The organism is Oceanihabitans sp. 2_MG-2023 (assembly GCF_030547245.1).
Classification (GTDB): Bacteria; Bacteroidota; Bacteroidia; order Flavobacteriales; family Flavobacteriaceae; genus Oceanihabitans.
The window spans coordinates 616,438-635,556 of record NZ_JAUOQT010000001.1 but is presented as its reverse complement, the minus strand read 5'-3'; the positions used below and the strand labels follow the sequence as shown (position 1 = coordinate 635,556).

The 19,119-nt window shown below is 32.3% G+C and carries 19 protein-coding genes and 1 tRNA gene; 13 read left to right on the top strand and 7 right to left on the bottom strand.

The features are described from left to right. The first annotated feature begins 15 nt into the window (after positions 1–15). A complete protein-coding gene (gene dusB / locus Q4512_RS02715) occupies positions 16–1,011 on the top strand; it encodes a tRNA dihydrouridine synthase DusB (protein ID WP_303421826.1) in 996 nt (331 codons plus the stop codon). Between the two features lie 132 nt (positions 1,012–1,143). Here the strand turns inward: dusB and Q4512_RS02710 are convergent, their stop codons facing one another. After that, positions 1,144–2,349: an FtsX-like permease family protein gene (locus tag Q4512_RS02710; RefSeq protein ID WP_303421349.1), complete on the bottom strand. Its 1,206-nt coding sequence runs from the start codon at positions 2,347–2,349 to the stop codon at positions 1,144–1,146. Further along, the gene (gene rbfA, locus Q4512_RS02705; protein WP_303421347.1) at positions 2,350–2,745 is read right to left on the bottom strand and encodes a 30S ribosome-binding factor RbfA; all 396 of its coding nucleotides are present in this window, start codon (positions 2,743–2,745) and stop codon (positions 2,350–2,352) included. Between the two features lie 229 nt (positions 2,746–2,974). Between rbfA and mce the strand changes: the two genes are divergently transcribed. From mce to Q4512_RS02690, 3 genes are all read left to right on the top strand, one after another. Then, complete coding sequence (gene mce, locus Q4512_RS02700) at positions 2,975–3,376, top strand: methylmalonyl-CoA epimerase (RefSeq protein ID WP_303421345.1); 402 nt, start codon at positions 2,975–2,977, stop codon at positions 3,374–3,376. Positions 3,377–3,431: 55 nt separating this feature from the next. Beyond that, positions 3,432–3,505, top strand: a tRNA-Ile gene (locus tag Q4512_RS02695). Between the two features lie 137 nt (positions 3,506–3,642). Next, entirely contained in the window at positions 3,643–3,840 is a 198-nt protein-coding gene (locus Q4512_RS02690) for a hypothetical protein (protein WP_303421343.1), read from the top strand. On the opposite strand, the gene Q4512_RS02685 is transcribed toward Q4512_RS02690, so the two are convergent. Beyond that, a complete protein-coding gene (locus Q4512_RS02685; protein ID WP_303421342.1) occupies positions 3,837–4,430 on the bottom strand; it encodes a riboflavin synthase in 594 nt (197 codons plus the stop codon). The two genes, Q4512_RS02690 and Q4512_RS02685, sit on opposite strands and share 4 nt — an antisense overlap. A 62-nt stretch (positions 4,431–4,492) precedes the next feature. On the opposite strand from Q4512_RS02685, the gene pdxA reads away from it, so the two are divergent. The 9 genes from pdxA to Q4512_RS02640 all read left to right on the top strand — a co-directional run bounded on the left by pdxA (position 4,493) and on the right by Q4512_RS02640 (position 11,963). After that, positions 4,493–5,539, top strand: coding sequence for a 4-hydroxythreonine-4-phosphate dehydrogenase PdxA (gene pdxA / locus Q4512_RS02680; RefSeq protein WP_303421340.1), 1,047 nt, complete (start codon positions 4,493–4,495; stop codon positions 5,537–5,539). Positions 5,540–5,611: 72 nt separating this feature from the next. After that, positions 5,612–6,151, top strand: coding sequence for a DUF177 domain-containing protein (locus tag Q4512_RS02675; RefSeq protein WP_303421338.1), 540 nt, complete (start codon positions 5,612–5,614; stop codon positions 6,149–6,151). Positions 6,152–6,159: 8 nt separating this feature from the next. Next, positions 6,160–6,363, top strand: a complete 204-nt coding sequence (rpmF, locus tag Q4512_RS02670) for a 50S ribosomal protein L32 (protein ID WP_055444173.1) — start codon at positions 6,160–6,162, stop codon at positions 6,361–6,363. 178 nt (positions 6,364–6,541) lie between these two features. Continuing rightward, entirely contained in the window at positions 6,542–7,537 is a 996-nt protein-coding gene (locus tag Q4512_RS02665; protein WP_303421333.1) for a beta-ketoacyl-ACP synthase III, read from the top strand. A 38-nt stretch (positions 7,538–7,575) separates the two neighbouring features. Further along, positions 7,576–8,064 carry an acetyl-CoA carboxylase biotin carboxyl carrier protein gene (gene accB / locus Q4512_RS02660; RefSeq protein ID WP_303421332.1) on the top strand — a complete coding sequence of 163 codons (489 nt, stop codon included), beginning with the start codon at positions 7,576–7,578 and terminating at the stop codon, positions 8,062–8,064. Between the two features lie 86 nt (positions 8,065–8,150). Then, positions 8,151–9,506: an acetyl-CoA carboxylase biotin carboxylase subunit gene (accC, locus tag Q4512_RS02655; protein WP_303421330.1), complete on the top strand. Its 1,356-nt coding sequence runs from the start codon at positions 8,151–8,153 to the stop codon at positions 9,504–9,506. Between the two features lie 164 nt (positions 9,507–9,670). Beyond that, on the top strand, positions 9,671–10,783 hold the full coding sequence (locus tag Q4512_RS02650) for an FAD-binding oxidoreductase (RefSeq protein WP_303421328.1): 1,113 nt from the start codon (positions 9,671–9,673) through the stop codon (positions 10,781–10,783). Between the two features lie 32 nt (positions 10,784–10,815). Beyond that, complete coding sequence (gene mtgA, locus Q4512_RS02645) at positions 10,816–11,508, top strand: monofunctional biosynthetic peptidoglycan transglycosylase (RefSeq protein ID WP_303421824.1); 693 nt, start codon at positions 10,816–10,818, stop codon at positions 11,506–11,508. A 5-nt stretch (positions 11,509–11,513) separates the two neighbouring features. Next, positions 11,514–11,963 carry a 3-oxoacyl-ACP synthase gene (locus Q4512_RS02640; protein ID WP_303421326.1) on the top strand — a complete coding sequence of 150 codons (450 nt, stop codon included), beginning with the start codon at positions 11,514–11,516 and terminating at the stop codon, positions 11,961–11,963. Between the two features lie 7 nt (positions 11,964–11,970). Here the strand turns inward: Q4512_RS02640 and Q4512_RS02635 are convergent, their stop codons facing one another. The 4 genes from Q4512_RS02635 to Q4512_RS02620 form a co-directional block, all read right to left on the bottom strand. Beyond that, positions 11,971–13,332: a hypothetical protein gene (locus tag Q4512_RS02635; protein ID WP_303421325.1), complete on the bottom strand. Its 1,362-nt coding sequence runs from the start codon at positions 13,330–13,332 to the stop codon at positions 11,971–11,973. Between the two features lie 25 nt (positions 13,333–13,357). Next, a complete protein-coding gene (locus Q4512_RS02630) occupies positions 13,358–14,269 on the bottom strand; it encodes an ABC transporter ATP-binding protein (protein ID WP_303421324.1) in 912 nt (303 codons plus the stop codon). A gap of 71 nt (positions 14,270–14,340) precedes the next feature. Beyond that, a complete protein-coding gene (locus Q4512_RS02625; protein WP_303421323.1) occupies positions 14,341–16,506 on the bottom strand; it encodes a prolyl oligopeptidase family protein in 2,166 nt (721 codons plus the stop codon). Between the two features lie 84 nt (positions 16,507–16,590). Beyond that, positions 16,591–19,113: an FG-GAP-like repeat-containing protein gene (locus Q4512_RS02620; protein WP_303421321.1), complete on the bottom strand. Its 2,523-nt coding sequence runs from the start codon at positions 19,111–19,113 to the stop codon at positions 16,591–16,593. Positions 19,114–19,119: the final 6 nt, after the last annotated feature.

The window sequence follows — 19,119 nt, the reverse complement described above, 5'->3', positions numbered from 1 at the left end:
CAAAATAAAACAGAATTGGTTAAAATAGGCAACATAGAACTTCCAGATTTTCCTTTATTATTAGCTCCAATGGAAGATGTTAGTGATCCACCTTTTAGAGCATTATGTAAAGAACAAGGTGCAGATGTAGTGTATACAGAATTTATTTCGAGTGAAGGTTTAATTCGCGATGCAGCAAAAAGCGTCATGAAGTTAGATATCTACGAGAAGGAACGACCTGTTGGCATTCAAATATTTGGAGCCAATATGGAAAGCATGTTGCAAACCATTGATATTGTAGAAAAATCGAAACCAGATATTATAGACATTAATTTTGGTTGTCCTGTAAAAAAAGTAGTAAGTAAAGGAGCAGGAGCAGGAATTTTAAAAGATATCTGTTTAATGGAACAGCTTACTGCCGAAATGGTGAAACGTACCAATTTACCAGTTACTGTAAAAACCCGATTGGGTTGGGATCATGACTCTATTAAAATAGTGGAGGTTGCCGAAAGACTGCAAGATGTTGGTTGTGCTGCTATTTCTATTCATGGTCGTACTAGAGCACAAATGTATAAAGGGGAAGCCGATTGGAAACCAATTGCAGCTGTAAAGAATAATCCAAGAATGCATATTCCTGTCTTTGGAAATGGTGATGTAGACTCTCCTGAAAAAGCAATGCTTATGCGTGATGAGTATGGGTTAGATGGTGCAATGATTGGTCGTGCAACCATAGGGAATCCTTGGTTTTTTAAACAAGTAAAATACTTTTTTGAAACGGGAGAACATTATAGACCCATTACTATGCAAGAACGTGTTGAGGCAGCACGTAGACATTTACAAATGGCTATTGATTGGAAAGGAGAAATTTTAGGTGTTTTTGAAACGAGAAGGCACTATACTAATTATTTTAAAGGCATTCCTCACTTTAAGGAATATAGAATGAAAATGGTAACTAGCGATGCATCTGCAGATGTTTTTGCTGCTTTTGATGAAGTATTAGAGAAGTTTGGCGATTTTCAGTTTATGGAATAGAATTCCCTTTTACATAAAACAAAACCTCTACAAGTACACGCAAGAAGGATTGAAACGACATCCTTTTTTTCTTTAAAAAAAGATATAGTGAAAAGCCTGTTTGCCTTTTTCAGGCAACTTGCCCAAATAATCTTAATTAGAAACTAGATTTTTAGTAATTCGTGTAGATGCTATTTTAGAGGCAATAACACCTAAAATAGTTATGGTTAAAAACACAATAAGGATGTTGATCGCTTTTAATGCAACAGGGTATGGTAGCGATGGTGTTATCATTACTAATGCGAATGTTTTTTGTAAAAAGATTAAAACTACACCAATTATTAAACCAATAATTCCGCCTAAAAGTGTCATTAAAACGCCTTGATAAAAAAATATTTTCTGGATGTCTTTTTGTGTTGCACCAAGATTGAATAAGGTATTTAGGTTTTTCTTTTTGTCTAAAATCATCATAATGATAGAGCCAATAACATTAAATAACGCAATAATTAGTACTAGCGTGAAGATGAGGTATACAGCTAGATATTCGGTATTTAGCATTTTATATAACGCATCGTTAAGCTGTGCTCTGTTTTTTATAACCACTTTATTTCCTAAAATATTTTGAATGTTGGTTTTTGCTTGGTCTTCTTTAATTCCTTCATTTAGTTTAAATTCAATAGCAGAAATTTGATTGTCTTGGTAGCCTAAAAGATCTTTTGCAAAATGAAAAGGCGCGTAAACGTACTTATCATTTAGTTCTTCGTTGATATCAAATATACCAACATTTATGGCTTGAAAAGTATTGTATATTTGGTTGGTAGCTGTTATTTGTCCTTTTCCTGGTTTAGGTACATATAGACTTACACGTTTCCCATAATCTAAAACGCCAAAAGATAGGTTACTAGAAATTCCCCAACCAACAACAATTTGGTTCGTGTTTTGAGAGAGCCAGCTTCCTAAAGGGATTACGGAGTCTATGGTGTTTACTTTTTCGTAATTTTCGTCTACTCCTTTTATATATGCGTTTGGGTAATTTTTATTATCGAAAGCAATAAAAACGCGATCTTCAATAATTTTTGAATAAGAAACAATGTCATCTAGACGATCTAGTTTTTCTAATTCTTGATTTGTAATAAAAAAAGATTTGCCTTCTGCAGTTTCTGCTTTTAAATCTGGATCTATTATAGAAGTAAACTGAAGTGTAAAATCTTTTAAACCTGCAAAACCAGAAAGTACAATAAATAGCGAAGCAGCTCCAACAATTATTCCAACAGCTGCAATAATGGTAATAAAATTTATAGCATTGTTACTACTTTTAGAATGCAAATAACGTTTGGCTATGTAAAGCGCGAAGTTCACTTATTGTTTTTTACGTTTTCCTAAAAGTTCTGGATCGTTAATTGGGTCTTCTTTACCTTTTAAGGATTGTTCAATTTTGTCAATATACTCTAAAGAATCATCTATAAAAAACTCTAAATTTGGCATACGTCTTAATTGGTGTCTAGTACGTTGTGCTAATTCATGACGTATTAAAGGAGTGTTCGATTTAATACCGTCTAATAATTCTTTCCCTTTAGCGTTAGGAAAAATACTTAAATACACTTTAGCAACAGAAAGATCTACAGTTACTTTTACTTTACTAACAGATATAAGTATTCCTCGCATACCACCTTGTGATGCTGCTTTTTGTAATACATCTACGATGTCACGTTGTAATACAGAACCTATTTTTTTTTGTCTTTGTGTTTCTTCCACTTTAATTTTATTTTAGACCTATTTAATATTAGATCTTAATTTACATAAAAGATAAACTTTATCTTCTACACTGCAAAAATAGTTGATATTTAAAGATTATCTTACATTTATAGACAAAATTCGTGCCTTACAGAATTGCTTGGGCTTGATAACAGGATGATTATATCTACTTAATGATATAGAAAGTAATTAGATTTCCGTTTTCACGGAAACATAAAACTAGTTTTTGATGAATAAAATAGAACATATAGGTATTGCCGTAAAAGACCTTAAAAAAGCAAATAAATTATACGCACAACTTTTTGGAGAACCTCATTATAAGGTAGAAGAGGTTGCAAGTGAAGGTGTAAATACGTCTTTTTTTAAAGTAGGTGAAAATAAAATAGAATTATTAGAAGCTACAAACAATAATAGCGCTATTGCGAAGTTTATAGAGAAGAAAGGAGAAGGAATTCATCACATTGCTTTTGATGTGGATGATATTGAAAAAGAAATTTTAAGATTAAAATCGGAAGGCTTTAAAATAATTAACGAAACACCTAAACAAGGAGCAGACAATAAGTTAGTTGCTTTTTTACACCCCAAAAGTACTAATGGAGTTTTAATAGAACTTTGTCAAGAAATTATTTAAAATAAATTGTTTGTAGAGTTTTAAAAATAATATTAAGTTTGCACTCTAAAATTTTGGTCCCATAGCTCAGTTGGTTAGAGCACCTGACTCATAATCAGGTGGTCCTTGGTTCGAGCCCAAGTGGGACCACTTTTTTTATTTAATTATAGAAAAAGTGTTAAATTTTAACAGTTTACCGATGTTTTTTGCAATTAAAAGAGATTTTTACCTTAAAAAGAAATAGATTCTTTTTGTTAATTCGCTTTTTTTTATACATTTACAACTGAATGATACAAAACAAAAAAATAATTGCCTCAATCTTATTTTTATTAATAAGTTTTGTTAGTACAGCACAGACAATGAGTGGGCCACCACCTCCAGCTCCACCACCACCTCCAGGACTTCCTGTAGATGCTGGTATATATTTCCTACTAGCTATTGGATTAATTTATGGTGTTGTGAAAACGATTCGTGCTAAAGCTTAAAGTTTATTTAAGTTTACTAGTCTAGCAACATATTTACCAATTACATCAAATTCTAAATTTACTAACGTGCCAATTTTAAAGTTTTTAAAATTTGTATGATCGAAAGTAAATGGTATTATTGCCACACTAAACGCATCTTTTTTAGAGTTTACAACCGTTAGACTTACACCGTTAATAGTAATAGATCCTTTTTCAATGGTAATATTATTTAATTCGCTATTGTACTTAAAAGTAAAAAGCCAACTTCCAGAAGTATTTTCAATATGAGTACAAATTGCAGTTTGGTCCACATGACCTTGTACAATATGACCATCTAGTCTTTCGCCAAGTTGCATCGCTCTTTCAAGATTTACTAAATCGCCAACCTTAATTGTGTTTAGGTTTGTTTTTTCTAATGTTTCTTTTATCGCTGTTACTTTATACTCCGTATTATTGATTGCAACAACAGTTAAACACACCCCATTATGCGCTACACTTTGATCTATTTTTAGTTCTTGAGTAAAATTACTTTTAACTGTAATGTGCAAATTATCAAGCTCTTGATTCAGCTGTTTTACTTCTCCTAATTCCTCAATGATTCCAGTAAACATTATTGTCGATTATTTAGTTAAATTTGTAGCAGTAAAATTACAAACAAAAGTTAGCATTATTAATGAAGAAAGAAGAAAATATAATAGTAGGTATATCTATTGGAGACTTAAATGGTATTGGAGCAGAAATAGTACTAAAAACTTTTGAAGATTCTAGAACCCTAGAGTTTTGTACTCCAGTGATTTTTGCATCCGTAAAAACAATGACTTTTTTAAAAAATCATTTTAAAATAGATGTGAATTTAAATGGAATAAATGACATAAAACAAAACCTTCCACAAAAAATAAATGTTTTAAACGTTTGGAATGAACATGTAAAAATAGATTTTGGTAAAGAAGATTTTAAAATAGGCGAATTTGCAATAAAATCTTTAGAGGCTGCAACAAAAGCTTTAAAAGAGGGAAGCATAGATGTATTGGTAACCGCACCAATTAACAAGCACAATATTCAATCAGATACTTTTAAATTTCCTGGGCACACTAATTATTTAGAACAAGAATTAGAAGGTAATAGCTTAATGTTAATGGTTGCTAACAAACTGCGTGTTGGTTTGTTAACAGATCATGTACCTGTAAAAGACATAGCTGCACAAATTACACCAGAACGAATTAAAGAAAAAATAGAAACCATTTATAACTCACTTCAAAAAGATTTTAAAATAAGAAAACCAAAAATAGCAGTCTTAGGTATTAATCCACATACAGGGGATAATGGTGTAATTGGTAAGGAAGACGATACCGTTTTAAGACCAACATTACATGAAATAAAAAAAACAGGCAAGTTAGTCTATGGTCCTTATGCAGCAGATAGCTTTTTTGGTTCTAACAACTACACAAATTTTGACGCTATAATAGCTTCGTATCATGATCAAGGTTTAATTCCATTTAAAACTCTTTCTTTTGGTCAAGGTGTAAATTATACAGCAGGACTAAATAAGATACGAACTTCTCCAGATCACGGAACCGCTTTTGAAATAGCAGGAAAAAATCTTGCAGACAATAGTTCTTTTAAAGAAGCAGTTTATAAAGCAATGGAGATATTTAAGAATAGATTAGAATTTGAAGAGATTAGTAAAAACCCTTTAAAATTCAATCAAAAAAAGATATAAACAAAAAAATGTTTATAACTGTGCTTGGTAAATAAAAATTTGTATATTTGCAGGCTCAAAATAGATGTGGAAATGAAGCTTTTGAAAGCATTTACAATACCTTTTGTAGGTTTAAAAGTAGGAGAACACCTTTTTGAGTATGATATTGAACAATCGTTCTTTGAACATTTTGAGTATGAAGATTTTAATAGTTCAAATATAAAAGTAAATCTTGTTTTAAATAAAAAAGCAACATTACTAGAATTGAATTTTAAAATTTATGGAACAATAAACGTAAATTGTGATCTTACCAATGAGCCATATAATCAAGAAATTGAAAACAATTTCGATTTGGTAGTTAATTTTGGTGAAGAGTATAATGACGAAAATATTGACATATTAATCATTCCACATGGTGAGTATGAAATAAATATACAACAGTATATATATGAACTCATTGTTTTAGCAGTTCCAAATAAATTAATTCATCCAGGTGTAGTGGATGGAACATTAGATTCTGAAATACTTAAAAAACTAGAAGAACTTAGCCCTAAAACGGCTGAAGATAAAGAAAACCAAGAGGAAATTGACCCTCGTTGGAATACATTAAAGAAACTATTAACGGATAAATAATATAAAAAATGGCACATCCTAAAAGAAAAATCTCAAAAACAAGAAGAGATAAAAGAAGAACACATTATAAAGCAGTTGCGCCACAAGTTGCTACATGTCCAACAACAGGTGAAGCTCACTTATACCACAGAGCACACTGGTTTGAAGGTAAATTATACCACAGAGGACAAGTTTTAATAGACAACTCGCAAGTAGAAGAAAATTTAGCATAGTTACTATGCGTGCATACAATAAAACGCTCCTTTGTGAGCGTTTTTTTTGTTATATATTTTTCTTTACGTTAAAAACAACTTAATTTGCATTAAATAAGCATAAACACTTCAAATTGATTAAATTTGGATTCGTTTTAGCCAATTTTGAACGATTTTAGGTCAAATTAACACCAAAATTATGAGTAAAATCTCAGCAGCAATAACAGCTGTAGGTAAATATGTTCCAGAATATATATTAACTAACCAAATATTGGAAACCTTAGTTGATACTAATGATGAATGGATAACTTCAAGAACAGGAATCAAGGAACGTAGAATATTAAAAGAAAAAGGCAAAGGCACCTCTTTTTTAGCATCAGAAGCAGCCAAAGATTTGATAAATAAATCAAATCTAGACCCTAAAGAAATAGAACTAGTAATAGTAGCTACAGCAACAAGAGATATGCAAGCATCTGCAACAGCAGTTTTTGTAGCCTCTCAAATTGGAGCCACAAATGCTTTTGCTTACGATTTAGATGCAGCATGCTCAAGCTTTTTATATGCAGCATCCACAGCCGCTAGTTTTATAGAATCAGGAAAATACACAAAAGTATTAGTTATAGGAGCAGATATGAACTCTTCTATGATAGATTATACAGATAGAACTACGTGTATTATTTTTGGCGATGGAGCAGGAGCAGTACTTTTTGAACCAAATACGGAAGGTTTAGGTATCTTAGACGAATATTTAAGAAGTGATGGCGCAGGAAGAGAGTTTCTTCAAGTACCAGCAGGAGGTTCTATAAACCCAGCAACAGAAGAAACAGTTAAAGCTAAAAAACATTTCGTTTTTCAAGACGGTAAAACCGTTTTTAAATGGGCGGTATCTAATATGGCAGATGCTTCTGTAAAGGTTCTAGAAAATAATAACCTTACAAATGACAATGTAGATTGGTTAGCAGCTCATCAAGCAAATAAAAGAATTATTGATGCTACTGCAAACCGAATGAATTTAGACTCTAGCAAAGTAATGATGAATATTGAAAAATATGGAAACACTACTTCTGCAACCATACCTTTACTATTAAACGATTATGAATCTAAACTAAAAAAAGGAGATACAGTAATACTTGCTGCTTTTGGAGGTGGATTTACTTGGGGCTCTATATATTTAAAATGGGCCTACAATTCTTAAACTAACTAACAAACAATCATAATTAAAATCTAAATATTATGGATTTAAAAGACATTCAAAACCTAATTAAATTTGTAGCTAAATCTGGCGCAAGTGAAGTAAAATTAGAAACCGATGATGTTAAAATCACTATAAAAACTGGTGGAGACGACAAAACGGAAACGCAAACATTTGTACAACAAATACCAATGGCAACGCAAATGGCACAAGCTCCAGTTGTTGCTGCACCACAACCAGTTTCAGATGCAGCTCCAGTACAAGCGGTTGCTGCCGATGAAAATTCAAAATACATCACTATCAAGTCTCCAATCATTGGAACTTTATATAGAAAACCATCTCCAGACAAACCTGTTTTTGTTGAGGTAGGACAAACCATTAAAGAAGGAGATGTTTTATGTATTATCGAAGCAATGAAACTTTTCAACGAAATCGAATCAGAAGTATCTGGTAAAATTGTAAAAGTTTTAGTCGATGATTCTTCTCCAGTAGAATTTGATCAACCATTATTTTTAGTAGATCCATCATAACCCTTTAAAAATTCCAATAAACAAATCTTAAAATCCAATATTTGGAATTTGGAGCTTGGAATTTGAAATTTTTAATACAAAAAGTTATGTTTAAAAAAATACTAATTGCCAATAGAGGGGAAATAGCACTACGTGTCATTAGAACCTGTAAAGAAATGGGCATTAAAACAGTTGCTGTATATTCTACAGCAGATGCAGATAGCCTACATGTTAAATTTGCCGACGAAGCAGTATGTATTGGTCCTGCAGCAAGTAGCGAATCGTACTTAAAAATGTCTAATGTTATTGCGGCTGCAGAAATTACCAATGCAGATGCAATACATCCTGGATATGGATTCTTATCTGAAAACGCTAAATTTTCTAAAATTTGCGAAGAACACAATATAAAATTTATTGGTGCATCTGAAGAGATGATAGACAGAATGGGAGACAAGGCCAATGCCAAAGCAACCATGATAGCCGCAGGAGTACCAGTAGTACCAGGAAGTGAAGGTGTTATTGAAGACTATGAAACTTGCGAAAAAACAGCCGAAGAAACCGGTTATCCAGTTATGCTTAAAGCATCTGCTGGTGGTGGTGGAAAAGGTATGCGTGCCGTTTGGAAAAAAGAAGACCTTAAAGACGCTTGGCATTCTGCAAGACAAGAATCTAAAGCTGCATTTGGTAACGATGATATGTATATGGAAAAGCTTATCGAAGAGCCTCGCCATATCGAAATTCAAATCGTTGGAGACTCTACAGGTCGTGCATGTCACCTATCCGAAAGAGATTGCTCTGTTCAACGTCGTCACCAAAAATTAACAGAAGAAGTTCCTTCTCCTTTTATGACTACAGCATTACGTAAAAAAATGGGAGAAGCAGCAGTTAAAGCAGCAGAATACATTAAATACGAAGGTGCAGGAACCGTAGAATTTCTAGTAGATAAACACCGAAATTTCTACTTCATGGAAATGAATACACGTATACAAGTTGAACACCCAATTACAGAACAAGTAATCGATTTCGATCTTATTCGTGAGCAAATCCTTGTAGCAGCAGGAGTGCCAATTTCTGGTAAAAACTATTTACCACAATTACACTCTATAGAATGCCGTATTAACGCAGAAGATCCATTTAACAACTTTAGACCTTCACCAGGAAAAATAACAACATTACACGCTCCAGGAGGACATGGAGTGCGTTTAGATACGCATGTGTACGCAGGGTATAGCATTCCTCCAAATTACGATTCTATGATTGCAAAGTTAATTACCACAGCGCAAACTAGAGAAGAAGCCATTAATAAAATGAAACGTGCTCTAGACGAGTTCGTTATTGAAGGAATAAAAACAACCATTCCTTTTCACAGACAATTAATGGATCATCCAGACTATTTAGCAGGAAATTATACTACTAAATTCATGGAAGATTTTGAAATGCAACCACCAACAGAAGAAGAATAAATACAAAGAACTCCGAAAGCAATTTCGGAGTTTTTTTTGGTGTTACTTTTGCCCCAAAAGCAAAAGTCAGGCTATTCGCTATATCTTTTTGTAAAAACAAAAAGGATGCCGCTACTATCCTTAACACAAAGCGTAACTTCAAATTAAAACCCTAACTTTACCTCATGAACTTAAGTTACTGGGAAATAAAAACATGGCTCACGAATATAGATTATACCATTGTTGGTAGCGGAATTGTTGGCTTAAATTGTGCATTGCAACTAAAAGAAAAATACCCAAAAGCAAATATTCTTATACTTGAAAAAGGAACCCTACCACAAGGAGCAAGCACCAAAAATGCTGGATTTGCATGTTTTGGCAGTCTAAGTGAAATTCTAGACGATTTAAACACACACTCCGAAGAAGAAGTGATACAGCTCATTAAAAAACGCGTTAATGGCCTAAAGCTATTAAGAAAAACGCTTGGAGATAAAACAATTAACTATAAACAATTTGGAGGTTACGAGCTGTTTACAAAAGAAGATTCTAAATTGTTTGAAGATTGTATTTCAAAAAAACAAACCATTAATACATTATTGAAACCCATATTTAAAAACGATGTTTTTAGTTTAAAAAATAATAGTTTCCATTTTAAAAATATACAAGAGACTTATATTTTTAACAAGTTTGAAGGACAAATAGATACCGGAAAAATGATGCATGCCTTACTTCAGAAAGTACTTTCAAAGGGCATTAAAATATGGAATAATATATCGGTTACTAATTTTTCAGAAGACATTAATTCGGTAAAACTAGAAACAGATCAATTCTCATTTATAACATCCAAACTATTAATAGCAACAAACGGTTTTGCTTCGCAATTGGATATTTCTGAAGTAAAACCTGCAAGAGCACAAGTATTAATTACCAAACCAATAAAAAATCTTAATATAAAAGGAACTTTTCATTTAGATAAGGGCTATTATTATTTCAGAAATATTGAGGATCGTATTTTATTTGGAGGTGGAAGAAACCTAGATTTTAAAACCGAAGAAACTACAGTTTTAGAACAAACAGCTATAATTCAAAACCAACTTGAAATGCTTTTAAAAACTACTATTTTGCCAAATACAAGCTTTGAAATCGAGCATCGATGGAGTGGTATTATGGGAGTTGGAAGCCAGAAAAAAGCCATAGTAAAACAACTTAGCAATAATGTGTTTTGTGGTGTACGTTTAGGCGGAATGGGAGTTGCTATTGGTAGTTTAGTGGGTAAAGAATTAGCAGATTTAGTATAATGGCGTTGCGAAGAAAAAATAAGCAAGACAATCTGTTGCAAAGACTTTTTAGATTTATATTAAAATGTATTTTTTGGTTGTTCGTATTGTCTATTGTAATGGTTTTTGTGTATAAAAAAGCCCCTGTTCCTGCTACACCTTTAATGGTAATTAGAGGGTTTCAACAAAATCAAGAAGGTAAAGACATCGTTTGGAAACACGATTGGGTTTCTATAGATAAAATTTCAAAAAAAATACAACTTGCCGTAATATGCAATGAAGATCAAAACTTTTTAAAACATAATGGTTTCGATTTTAAGGCTATTGAAAAAGCTTTTCAGTACAATAAAAAAGGCAAACGCATAAAGGGAGGAAGTACGATAAGTCAGCAAACCGCAAAAAATGTTTTTCTTTGGCCAGAACGCAGTTGGTTGCGCAAAGGTTTAGAAACCTATTTCACATTTTTAATTGAGAAAATATGGTCTAAAGAACGCATTATGGAAGTCTATTTAAATAGTATTGAAATGGGAAATGGTATTTATGGTGTAGAAGCTGCTTCTCAATATTGGTTTAATAAATCGGCTTCTCAATTATCGCAACAAGAAGCGGCTGCTATTGCTGCTATTTTACCAAATCCAAGAAAATATAAAGCAAATCCAGCTTCAAGTTATATCGAATCACGAAAAAAATGGACTATAAATCAAATGCGTTATATTGGAGTTTTAGATTATAATAAAAGCAAGTAAACAGATTGAAAATAAAAGAACAATTATATAACCAATGCGCATTGTTTGTAGAAGAGAAACTACAAACAATAAAAAATAAAATCCAAGAAATCCAAGAATCTTTAACTAGTGAAACTAAAAGTAGTGCAGGCGATAAGCACGAAACAGGTCGTGCTATGTTACAATTAGAGCGCGAAAAAATTGGGCAACAACTTGCCGGAACTCAAAAGTTAAAAGAAGTCCTTTCTAAAGTAGATGCCTCAAAAACTTCAAAAACCATAAGTTTAGGATCTGTTATTTATACCACTCAAAACAATTATTTTGTTGCTATTAGTGCTGGGGAATTAAAAATAGATAATATTTCTTTTTATGCTATTTCTGCCAATACACCAATTGGTAAATTGTTATTAGGAAAAACGGTTGGGGATGTTTTTAGTTTTAGGGAGCAAGCGATTAAAATAAAAAAAGTATTTTAAAATAAAATCATTTTTGTATCCTAGGATCTCCAGTATTAATATTTAATTGTGCTTCTACAAGTCTTTTTTTAAGGATAGAATTAGAAGCTATTTTAAAAATGGAAACAATAAAAAGGGCTGCAATTATAGCACAAAAACAAAATAATAAGCAAGCATTTTTAATTTCTTTTCTTTTGTTTTCTTGTTCTTCAAAACTGATAATGGTATTCTTTTTTGGGTAGTAAAAACCACGAATAACATATGTTTTTTCTAAACTGCTTTTAATAGAATAGGTTTTTTTTTCAGAAGGATTAAAACAATTGTCATAAAGTTTAAGAAGACTTGTTTTTGGTTTTAACTCGTTAAAAACAGAATCCATCCTTTTTGCTCTAAATATACGTTTTTTATAGTCTGACATTTGACTTTTAAAAGCAATACTTATCGATTTTTCCCATAAGCTAGAGTCCATTTTTTGTTGAAAACCAAACTGTTCCATGTTTTCTTTTAATTGCTTTTTAAAGCTTTCTTTTTCTGGTTTTGTAAACGCTTTAGCTGGCAAGTAATATTGATAATTTGCATGCGAAGAAGGGTTGTAATAAATACGGTCTCTTTCTGCTTTTGTGATGACATAGTTTTCCCCATATAAATCATAAGGACGCTTATATTGATAGACCCAAGCATTTTTTATTGTAATGTAATTAGGAGCTTGTATCTGGAGGATGTCTTCAGAAGCATTAAGCGTAAGGATGTCTTTTTCTGTTTTTGTTAATTGAAGAAAATTTTGAATAGTGTTTATATCGCGATTCATGTATAAAATTACACTAATAGGAATAATTAACACGATACTTGCCATATTTATAAAAGAAATTGGCTTTGTTTTTTTAAGTCCGTTTTTCAATTCATAATCCAAGGATAATGTATCGTTTACTGAAATTAAATATAGTGAAGCGCCTTCATTAAAAGCAACAGCTCCATCCCTAACAATAAACTCGAAAGTAACTTTTTCTTTCTGAGCTTTAAGATAGCTTCTCCAATGCCAAGGGATTTTAATTTTTATACCATTTATAGTGTCGTAGTATCTTCCGTTTTTACCATGTTGTTCGTAGATACGTTTGTAAAAGCCTTCCGATTTTTGCACTTTTCTGTCTATAACATGCTCTTTATAACCTTTGACAAACCAATTTAGAAAATAAAGAAGTAATATTAAAACACCAAATATTACATTAATTGCGTAGTTTGTTGCGTCTAGTTCGCTGTATACAAAAAAGGCAACAATAGTAATGATTATAAAAACTAAGATAAATAAACCTAAAAGCGCTTTTTTTGTTCTATTTATTCGGTTAGAAATAAAAGTAATTTCATTATCCTTTAAATATCTAAAATTAAACATCTTTCACTTACTTTTTTAAGAGCTGTTATTTTGATGTTTTCAGGTATACATTAGAATCTATAGGAAGTGGTTTTGGAGACTCGAATAAAACAGTTTTATCTTCTAAACCTGCCTCCACCAAATAATAATTTCCTTTAAAATAACTTTTAATAACAGTTGCTTTTAAATTAGATTTATCAACTACTTGTAATTGATGCGCATAAACTATTGCATTATTTATCACATTAAATTCACCAAAAAACGAAGCTGTTAAAGCGGTTTTTGGGTTTTTGTATAAATTTTCTGGAGTATCGTGAACGGCTATTTTGTGGTTATTTAAAACAATCATTTTATCGGCAAAACCCAAAACATCTTCTTTATCATGTGTAGCAACAATACAAGCAATGTTATTTTTTTTTAAATATTTAAAAACGCTTCTACGCAGGGATTGTTTTTTAAAATTATCGATATGACTAAAGGGTTCATCTAGTAAAATAATTTCAGGTTCTTTTGCTAAAGCTCTTGCAAGTGCCACGCGCTGTTTTTGTCCGCCACTAAGCAATTTTACTTTGGTTTTTGCAACGTTGGTAAGTTCTACTACCTTCATTAACTCTGCTACACGTTTTTGTTTTTCTTCTGGATAAAAACGAGATAAGAATTTCCCTATGTTTTCTTCTACAGAAATAAAAGGCATCAAGTCGAATTCTTGTGCTACGTATTTCATAAAATCATAACCAATAACGAGATTGTGTTCTGGGCCAAGAATTGCTTCATTTTTCCAGAAAACACTCCCTTTTAAGGTATCATATTCTCCATATAAAACTTTTAGTAAGGTGCTTTTTCCAGAACCACTTTCTCCAATAATAGAAAGGTGTTCTCCTGGTTTTACAGCAAAAGAAACATCTTTTAAGACTGGTGTTTTGTTATAGGAAAAGGTGAGATTTTTTACTTGAAGCATGTGTAAATTTAGAAAAGACCTGTCCGTTTTTTAAAACTAGACAGGTCTAAATAAAGTATTAGATTTCTTAGTTAGTCTTTAAATTCTTTTATTTTACTTGGAAGCATATCATAGCCCATATTATATAATGTAAAACCAAAAATATCTGCATATTGTTCTATCGTTTTACTTACAGGAGTTCCAGCGCCATGTCCAGCATCTGTTTCAATGCGTATAAGGGTTGGGTTATTTCCTGTTTGTTTGTCTTGTAATTCTGCAGCAAATTTAAAACTGTGTGCTGGTACAACGCGATCGTCATGATCTCCAGTGGTTACTAGTGTTGCTGGGTATTGCACGCCTTTTTTTACGTTGTGTACTGGTGAGTAATTTTTAAGGTATTGAAACATTTCTTTATTATCTTCAGCTGTACCATAATCGTAAGCCCAGCCAGCTCCTGCTGTAAATGTGTGGTAACGTAACATATCTAAAACACCAACTGCTGGTAGTGCTACCTTCATTAAATCTGGTCTTTGCGTCATGGTTGCACCAACTAATAACCCACCATTAGAACCACCTCTAATTGCTAAATAATCACTAGAAGTATAATGGTTTGCTATTAGGTATTCTGCTGCGGCAATAAAATCGTCGAATACATTTTGTTTTTTTAGTTGGGTTCCTGCTTTGTGCCATTCTTTTCCATACTCTCCACCACCACGAAGATTTGGAACTGCATAAATGCCGCCTTGTTCCATCCAAACTGCATTAGCAATACTAAAAGAAGGGTTAAGGCTTACATTGAAACCGCCATAACCATAAAGAATAGTTGGGTTTTTTCCGTTTAGTTCAACACCTTTTTTGTGTGTAATTATCATAGGTACTTTTGTACCATCTTTAGAGTTGTAAAATACTTGTTTGCTGGTATAATTTTCTGGGTTAAAATCTATGTTTGGTTTCCAGTATAATTCTGAAGTACCAGTTACCATATCGTATTTATAGATGCTTGATGGTGTATTATAATTTGTAAAGGAATAATAATCTATTTTCTCTTCTTTTTTACCACCAAATCCTCCTGCATTTCCTACTCCTGGAAGTTGTATATCTCTTACGAATTTTCCGTCATAATCGTATTGTTTTATTTTTGAAATAGCATCTACCATATATTCTGTAAAGAAATACCCGCCTCCTTTTGAAGGGCTTAAAACATATTCTGTTTCTGGAATAAAATCCACCCAGTTTTCTGGAGTTGGATTCGAGGCATCCACTGTTACTATTTTTTGGTTCGGAGCATTTAAATTTGTGACTAAATAAAGTTTGCTGCCAATGTTGTCTATAACGTAAGTGTCACTATCTGTGTGATCTAAAATAGTAACTAAAGGATTATTTGGATTAGATAGGTCTTTAATGTAAAGTTTGTTTCCAGAGGTAGATACTCTAGGTGAAATTAATAAATACCTATCGTCTTCTGTAACGCTTCCGTAGATATATCTGTGTTTTTGTGCTTTTGTGCCTCCAAAAATAAGGGCATCTTCTTTTTGAGGAGTTCCTATTTTATGATAATACACTTTGTGTTGATCTGTTTTTGCCGAAAGCTCGCTTCCTTTTGGTTTATCGTAGCTAGAATAATAAAAACCATCGTTTTTATACCAAGACATCCCACTAAATTTAATGTCTACCAAGGTGTCTTCTATAATTTCTTTCGTTTCGGCATTCATTATTAATATTTTTCGCCAATCACTTCCACCTTCCGAAATAGAATAAGCTAATGTTTTTCCGTCTTTCGAAAAACTAGTTCCTCCTAGAGAAACGGTTCCATCTTTAGAAAAAGTATTTGGATTTAGAAATACTTCTGCAGTATCCGGGTTGCTTCCTTTTTTATATCTATAAATAACATATTGGTTTTGTAAGCCATCATTTTTATAAAAATAGGTGTAATCGCCTTCGTTAAATGGTGCGCCTATTTTTTCGTAATTCCAAAGTTTTTCAAAGCGATCTTTTAATTCTTTTCGGTAAGGTATATTGTCTAAATAACCAAATGTAGATTGGTTTTGATCTTTTACCCAAGTTTCGGTTTCTGTGCTTCTATCATCTTCCAACCATCTGTAAGGATCTTTAATAGCTGTGCCAAAGTAATTGGTAACGGTATCTACTTTTTTGGTTTCTGGATAGTTTACAGTTATCTTTCTTTCTACCTTTTTCTTTTCTTCTTTACAAGACATTATGGTTATTAGTGTAATTAAACAAAGTGTTATTTTTTTCATAATAATAAAGTTTGATGGTATAAAAATAACATAAAAAAAGCTCTAATAAATTAATATTAGAGCTTTTAAGATATTATTATATGTTTATTGTTTGATTAGCTTTTGTGTTTTTTGTTTTCCATCTACTGTAATCTGTAAAATGTATATTCCTGTATTTAATTTGGAAACATTAATCGCCTTATCTATTAAGTCTGCATTTAGGATTTGTTTTCCAGTAATATCATAGATAGTATAAGTAGCATTATTTAATTCTACCGAAGCATTAATATTAACGATATCTTTTGCTGGGTTTGGATAAATTACAAGGTCTCCTTCTAATGAATTATTATTTACACTAAGCGGATAATCTCCTTCAGCTACTGTTATGGTTTCATTAATAGCAGGGTTAAGAATTACATCGACAGTTCCTGACGGCCATTTAATGGTCAAGCTAGTAATTTCGGTATCTGTACCAATCCCAAAATGTGCAAATAATGTACTCATATATTCAAAACCTTCACCACTACGAATCTCCCTTATTTGAGTTCCTAAAGCTGTAACAATTTCTAGTCTTGCTCCAATACCATTAGAATTACTTAGTATTCCTTGTGGTCTAATTTTAATCCAATTGTTTCCGTTTCCACCATTGTTTAAATACATATTTTGTCTAAATACATCTAAGAAACCATCATCATTAACATCACCAATAGCACCACTAGGAGGCATATTTGCACTTACTAAAGTAAAAGTATTATCACCATCATTTAACAGAATGTTACCATTAGATAAAATATCGACATATCCATCATTATTAAAATCTGCTGGAGCATTTTCAATACCATAAGGTGCGCTATCAAATCCAGCTCCACTAGTTGCATTAGAAAATGTACCATCGCCATTGTTAAGCATGTATTTATGAGAACCATCTGAGCTAGAACTAGCACCAACATATACGTCTAAATCACCATCATTATCATAATCTGCCCAAGCAGAAGACCAAGTTTGCACAGGATCCCCAAGCCCAGAACTATTGTTATGTCCTTGTGTAGGGAATGTGGCAGCATAGTGACCTAAATCTGCTACATTAATAAAAGTTACATTACCATTTATATCTACTCCTTGGTTTTGCCATAATTCATTTATTTTGTGTGTAATATTTCCTCCTCTACACTTAGCAATAAACATGTCCATATCACCATCATTATCATAATCAATCCACACAGTACCATAATTTCCGCCATTAGCATGAGTTCCTAAACCATTTGGCAAAATAGATGAGGCCCCTTGATAATAAGTTATAGCTCCACTACCATCATTAATAAAATACACGTTTGGTTCTACATCATGACAAACAAATGCATCTAAATTTCCATCGTTATTAATATCAATAAAATTAGAACGTTGTGAAAACACATCTGCTGAAGCAACTGTATTAAAGGAATTTGTAAAACCTGTTCCGTCACCATTATTCGTAAGAAAAGAAACGCCATTTCCTGCGCCATATAATAAATCGTTATAACCGTCTTTGTTTAAATCTCCAGCAGCAATACTCCAACCAGGACCATATGTGGTAGAAGCAGTATAGATAGCCTCATCGAAACAACCATTTGTTGTTTGGTAAGCTATTCTTACATTAGAAGAGGTTGCAGCAACTAAATCATCAAGTCCATCATTATTCATATCTACAGCGGCATAACTTGTTCCAGACATAGAAATACTACTGTCTTGAGTGAAAATAAAAGCACCAGGGGTAGGTGAAGTTGCATTTGTTGTAAATGGCATGGAAATCCATGAACTAAATCCGCTACCGTCTAAACAATTCCCTCTAACATAAACCTCATATCCAGTACTAGCTGAAAGTCCAGTTACAGAATAAGAATCATTCGAACTAGTTGGAGTTCCAGAAGTTGGAGCACCAGAACCTTGTGGTGTTACAGCAATTTCCCATGCAATTTCATTAGAACCAGCTGACCAGCTAATATTAGCAGAAGAATCGGTTATTATACAAATACTTAAATCAGAAATATTTGGGCAATTTGGTGGTGCTACAGATGATATATTTGGAGAATCAAAACAAACTCCCCAACCATAAGCTCCATTGTCGTCATAATAAATACGATATCTAAAATTTTGAAGTTGATTATTTGAAAAGCCAGAAATGTCTAACTCGCCAGGATTAAATACTGCTCTTTCACCTGAACAAAAATCTACAGTTGGAACATCACCACTACTGTTATTAGTATAAATTGGTCCCCAATTTACCCAAGAAGTAGCATCTTGATCCCAATATTGTATATTTAAAGATTCATCCGTGTAAACATTTAAAACATAAGTTGAGGTAATAGTTAATGCCGTTTCTCCAGCATTAAATGCATTTACTAAATTAATTGTTGGTGATTGAACACCAATATTATTTATAGAAGATCCTCCTGCTTCATCTTCGTCATAAGAAAAACTAGAAGAACCACCTACTATTGTTGGGTTTCCTGTGAAAATATTTGAAGCATCGTCAAATGATCCGTCTAAATCCCAATTGGAATTTGGCCAATTAGCATCTTCATTTAATACTTGGCCAATAACAGAGGTACTGCTAATAAGAAAAGCGATAATTAGTGTAATTTTTTTCATGGTTTT

Coding starts and splice junctions, on each gene's coding strand:
- mce (WP_303421345.1), top strand. CDS start 2,975: ATGAATAAAATAGAACATATAGGTATTGCCGTAAAAGACCTTAAAAAA.
- Q4512_RS02690 (WP_303421343.1), top strand. CDS start 3,643: ATGATACAAAACAAAAAAATAATTGCCTCAATCTTATTTTTATTAATA.
- Q4512_RS02685 (WP_303421342.1), bottom strand. CDS start 4,430: ATGTTTACTGGAATCATTGAGGAATTAGGAGAAGTAAAACAGCTGAAT.
- pdxA (WP_303421340.1), top strand. CDS start 4,493: ATGAAGAAAGAAGAAAATATAATAGTAGGTATATCTATTGGAGACTTA.
- Q4512_RS02675 (WP_303421338.1), top strand. CDS start 5,612: ATGAAGCTTTTGAAAGCATTTACAATACCTTTTGTAGGTTTAAAAGTA.
- rpmF (WP_055444173.1), top strand. CDS start 6,160: ATGGCACATCCTAAAAGAAAAATCTCAAAAACAAGAAGAGATAAAAGA.
- Q4512_RS02665 (WP_303421333.1), top strand. CDS start 6,542: ATGAGTAAAATCTCAGCAGCAATAACAGCTGTAGGTAAATATGTTCCA.
- accB (WP_303421332.1), top strand. CDS start 7,576: ATGGATTTAAAAGACATTCAAAACCTAATTAAATTTGTAGCTAAATCT.
- accC (WP_303421330.1), top strand. CDS start 8,151: ATGTTTAAAAAAATACTAATTGCCAATAGAGGGGAAATAGCACTACGT.
- Q4512_RS02650 (WP_303421328.1), top strand. CDS start 9,671: ATGAACTTAAGTTACTGGGAAATAAAAACATGGCTCACGAATATAGAT.
- Q4512_RS02635 (WP_303421325.1), bottom strand. CDS start 13,332: ATGTTTAATTTTAGATATTTAAAGGATAATGAAATTACTTTTATTTCT.
- Q4512_RS02630 (WP_303421324.1), bottom strand. CDS start 14,269: ATGCTTCAAGTAAAAAATCTCACCTTTTCCTATAACAAAACACCAGTC.
- Q4512_RS02625 (WP_303421323.1), bottom strand. CDS start 16,506: ATGAAAAAAATAACACTTTGTTTAATTACACTAATAACCATAATGTCT.
- Q4512_RS02620 (WP_303421321.1), bottom strand. CDS start 19,113: ATGAAAAAAATTACACTAATTATCGCTTTTCTTATTAGCAGTACCTCT.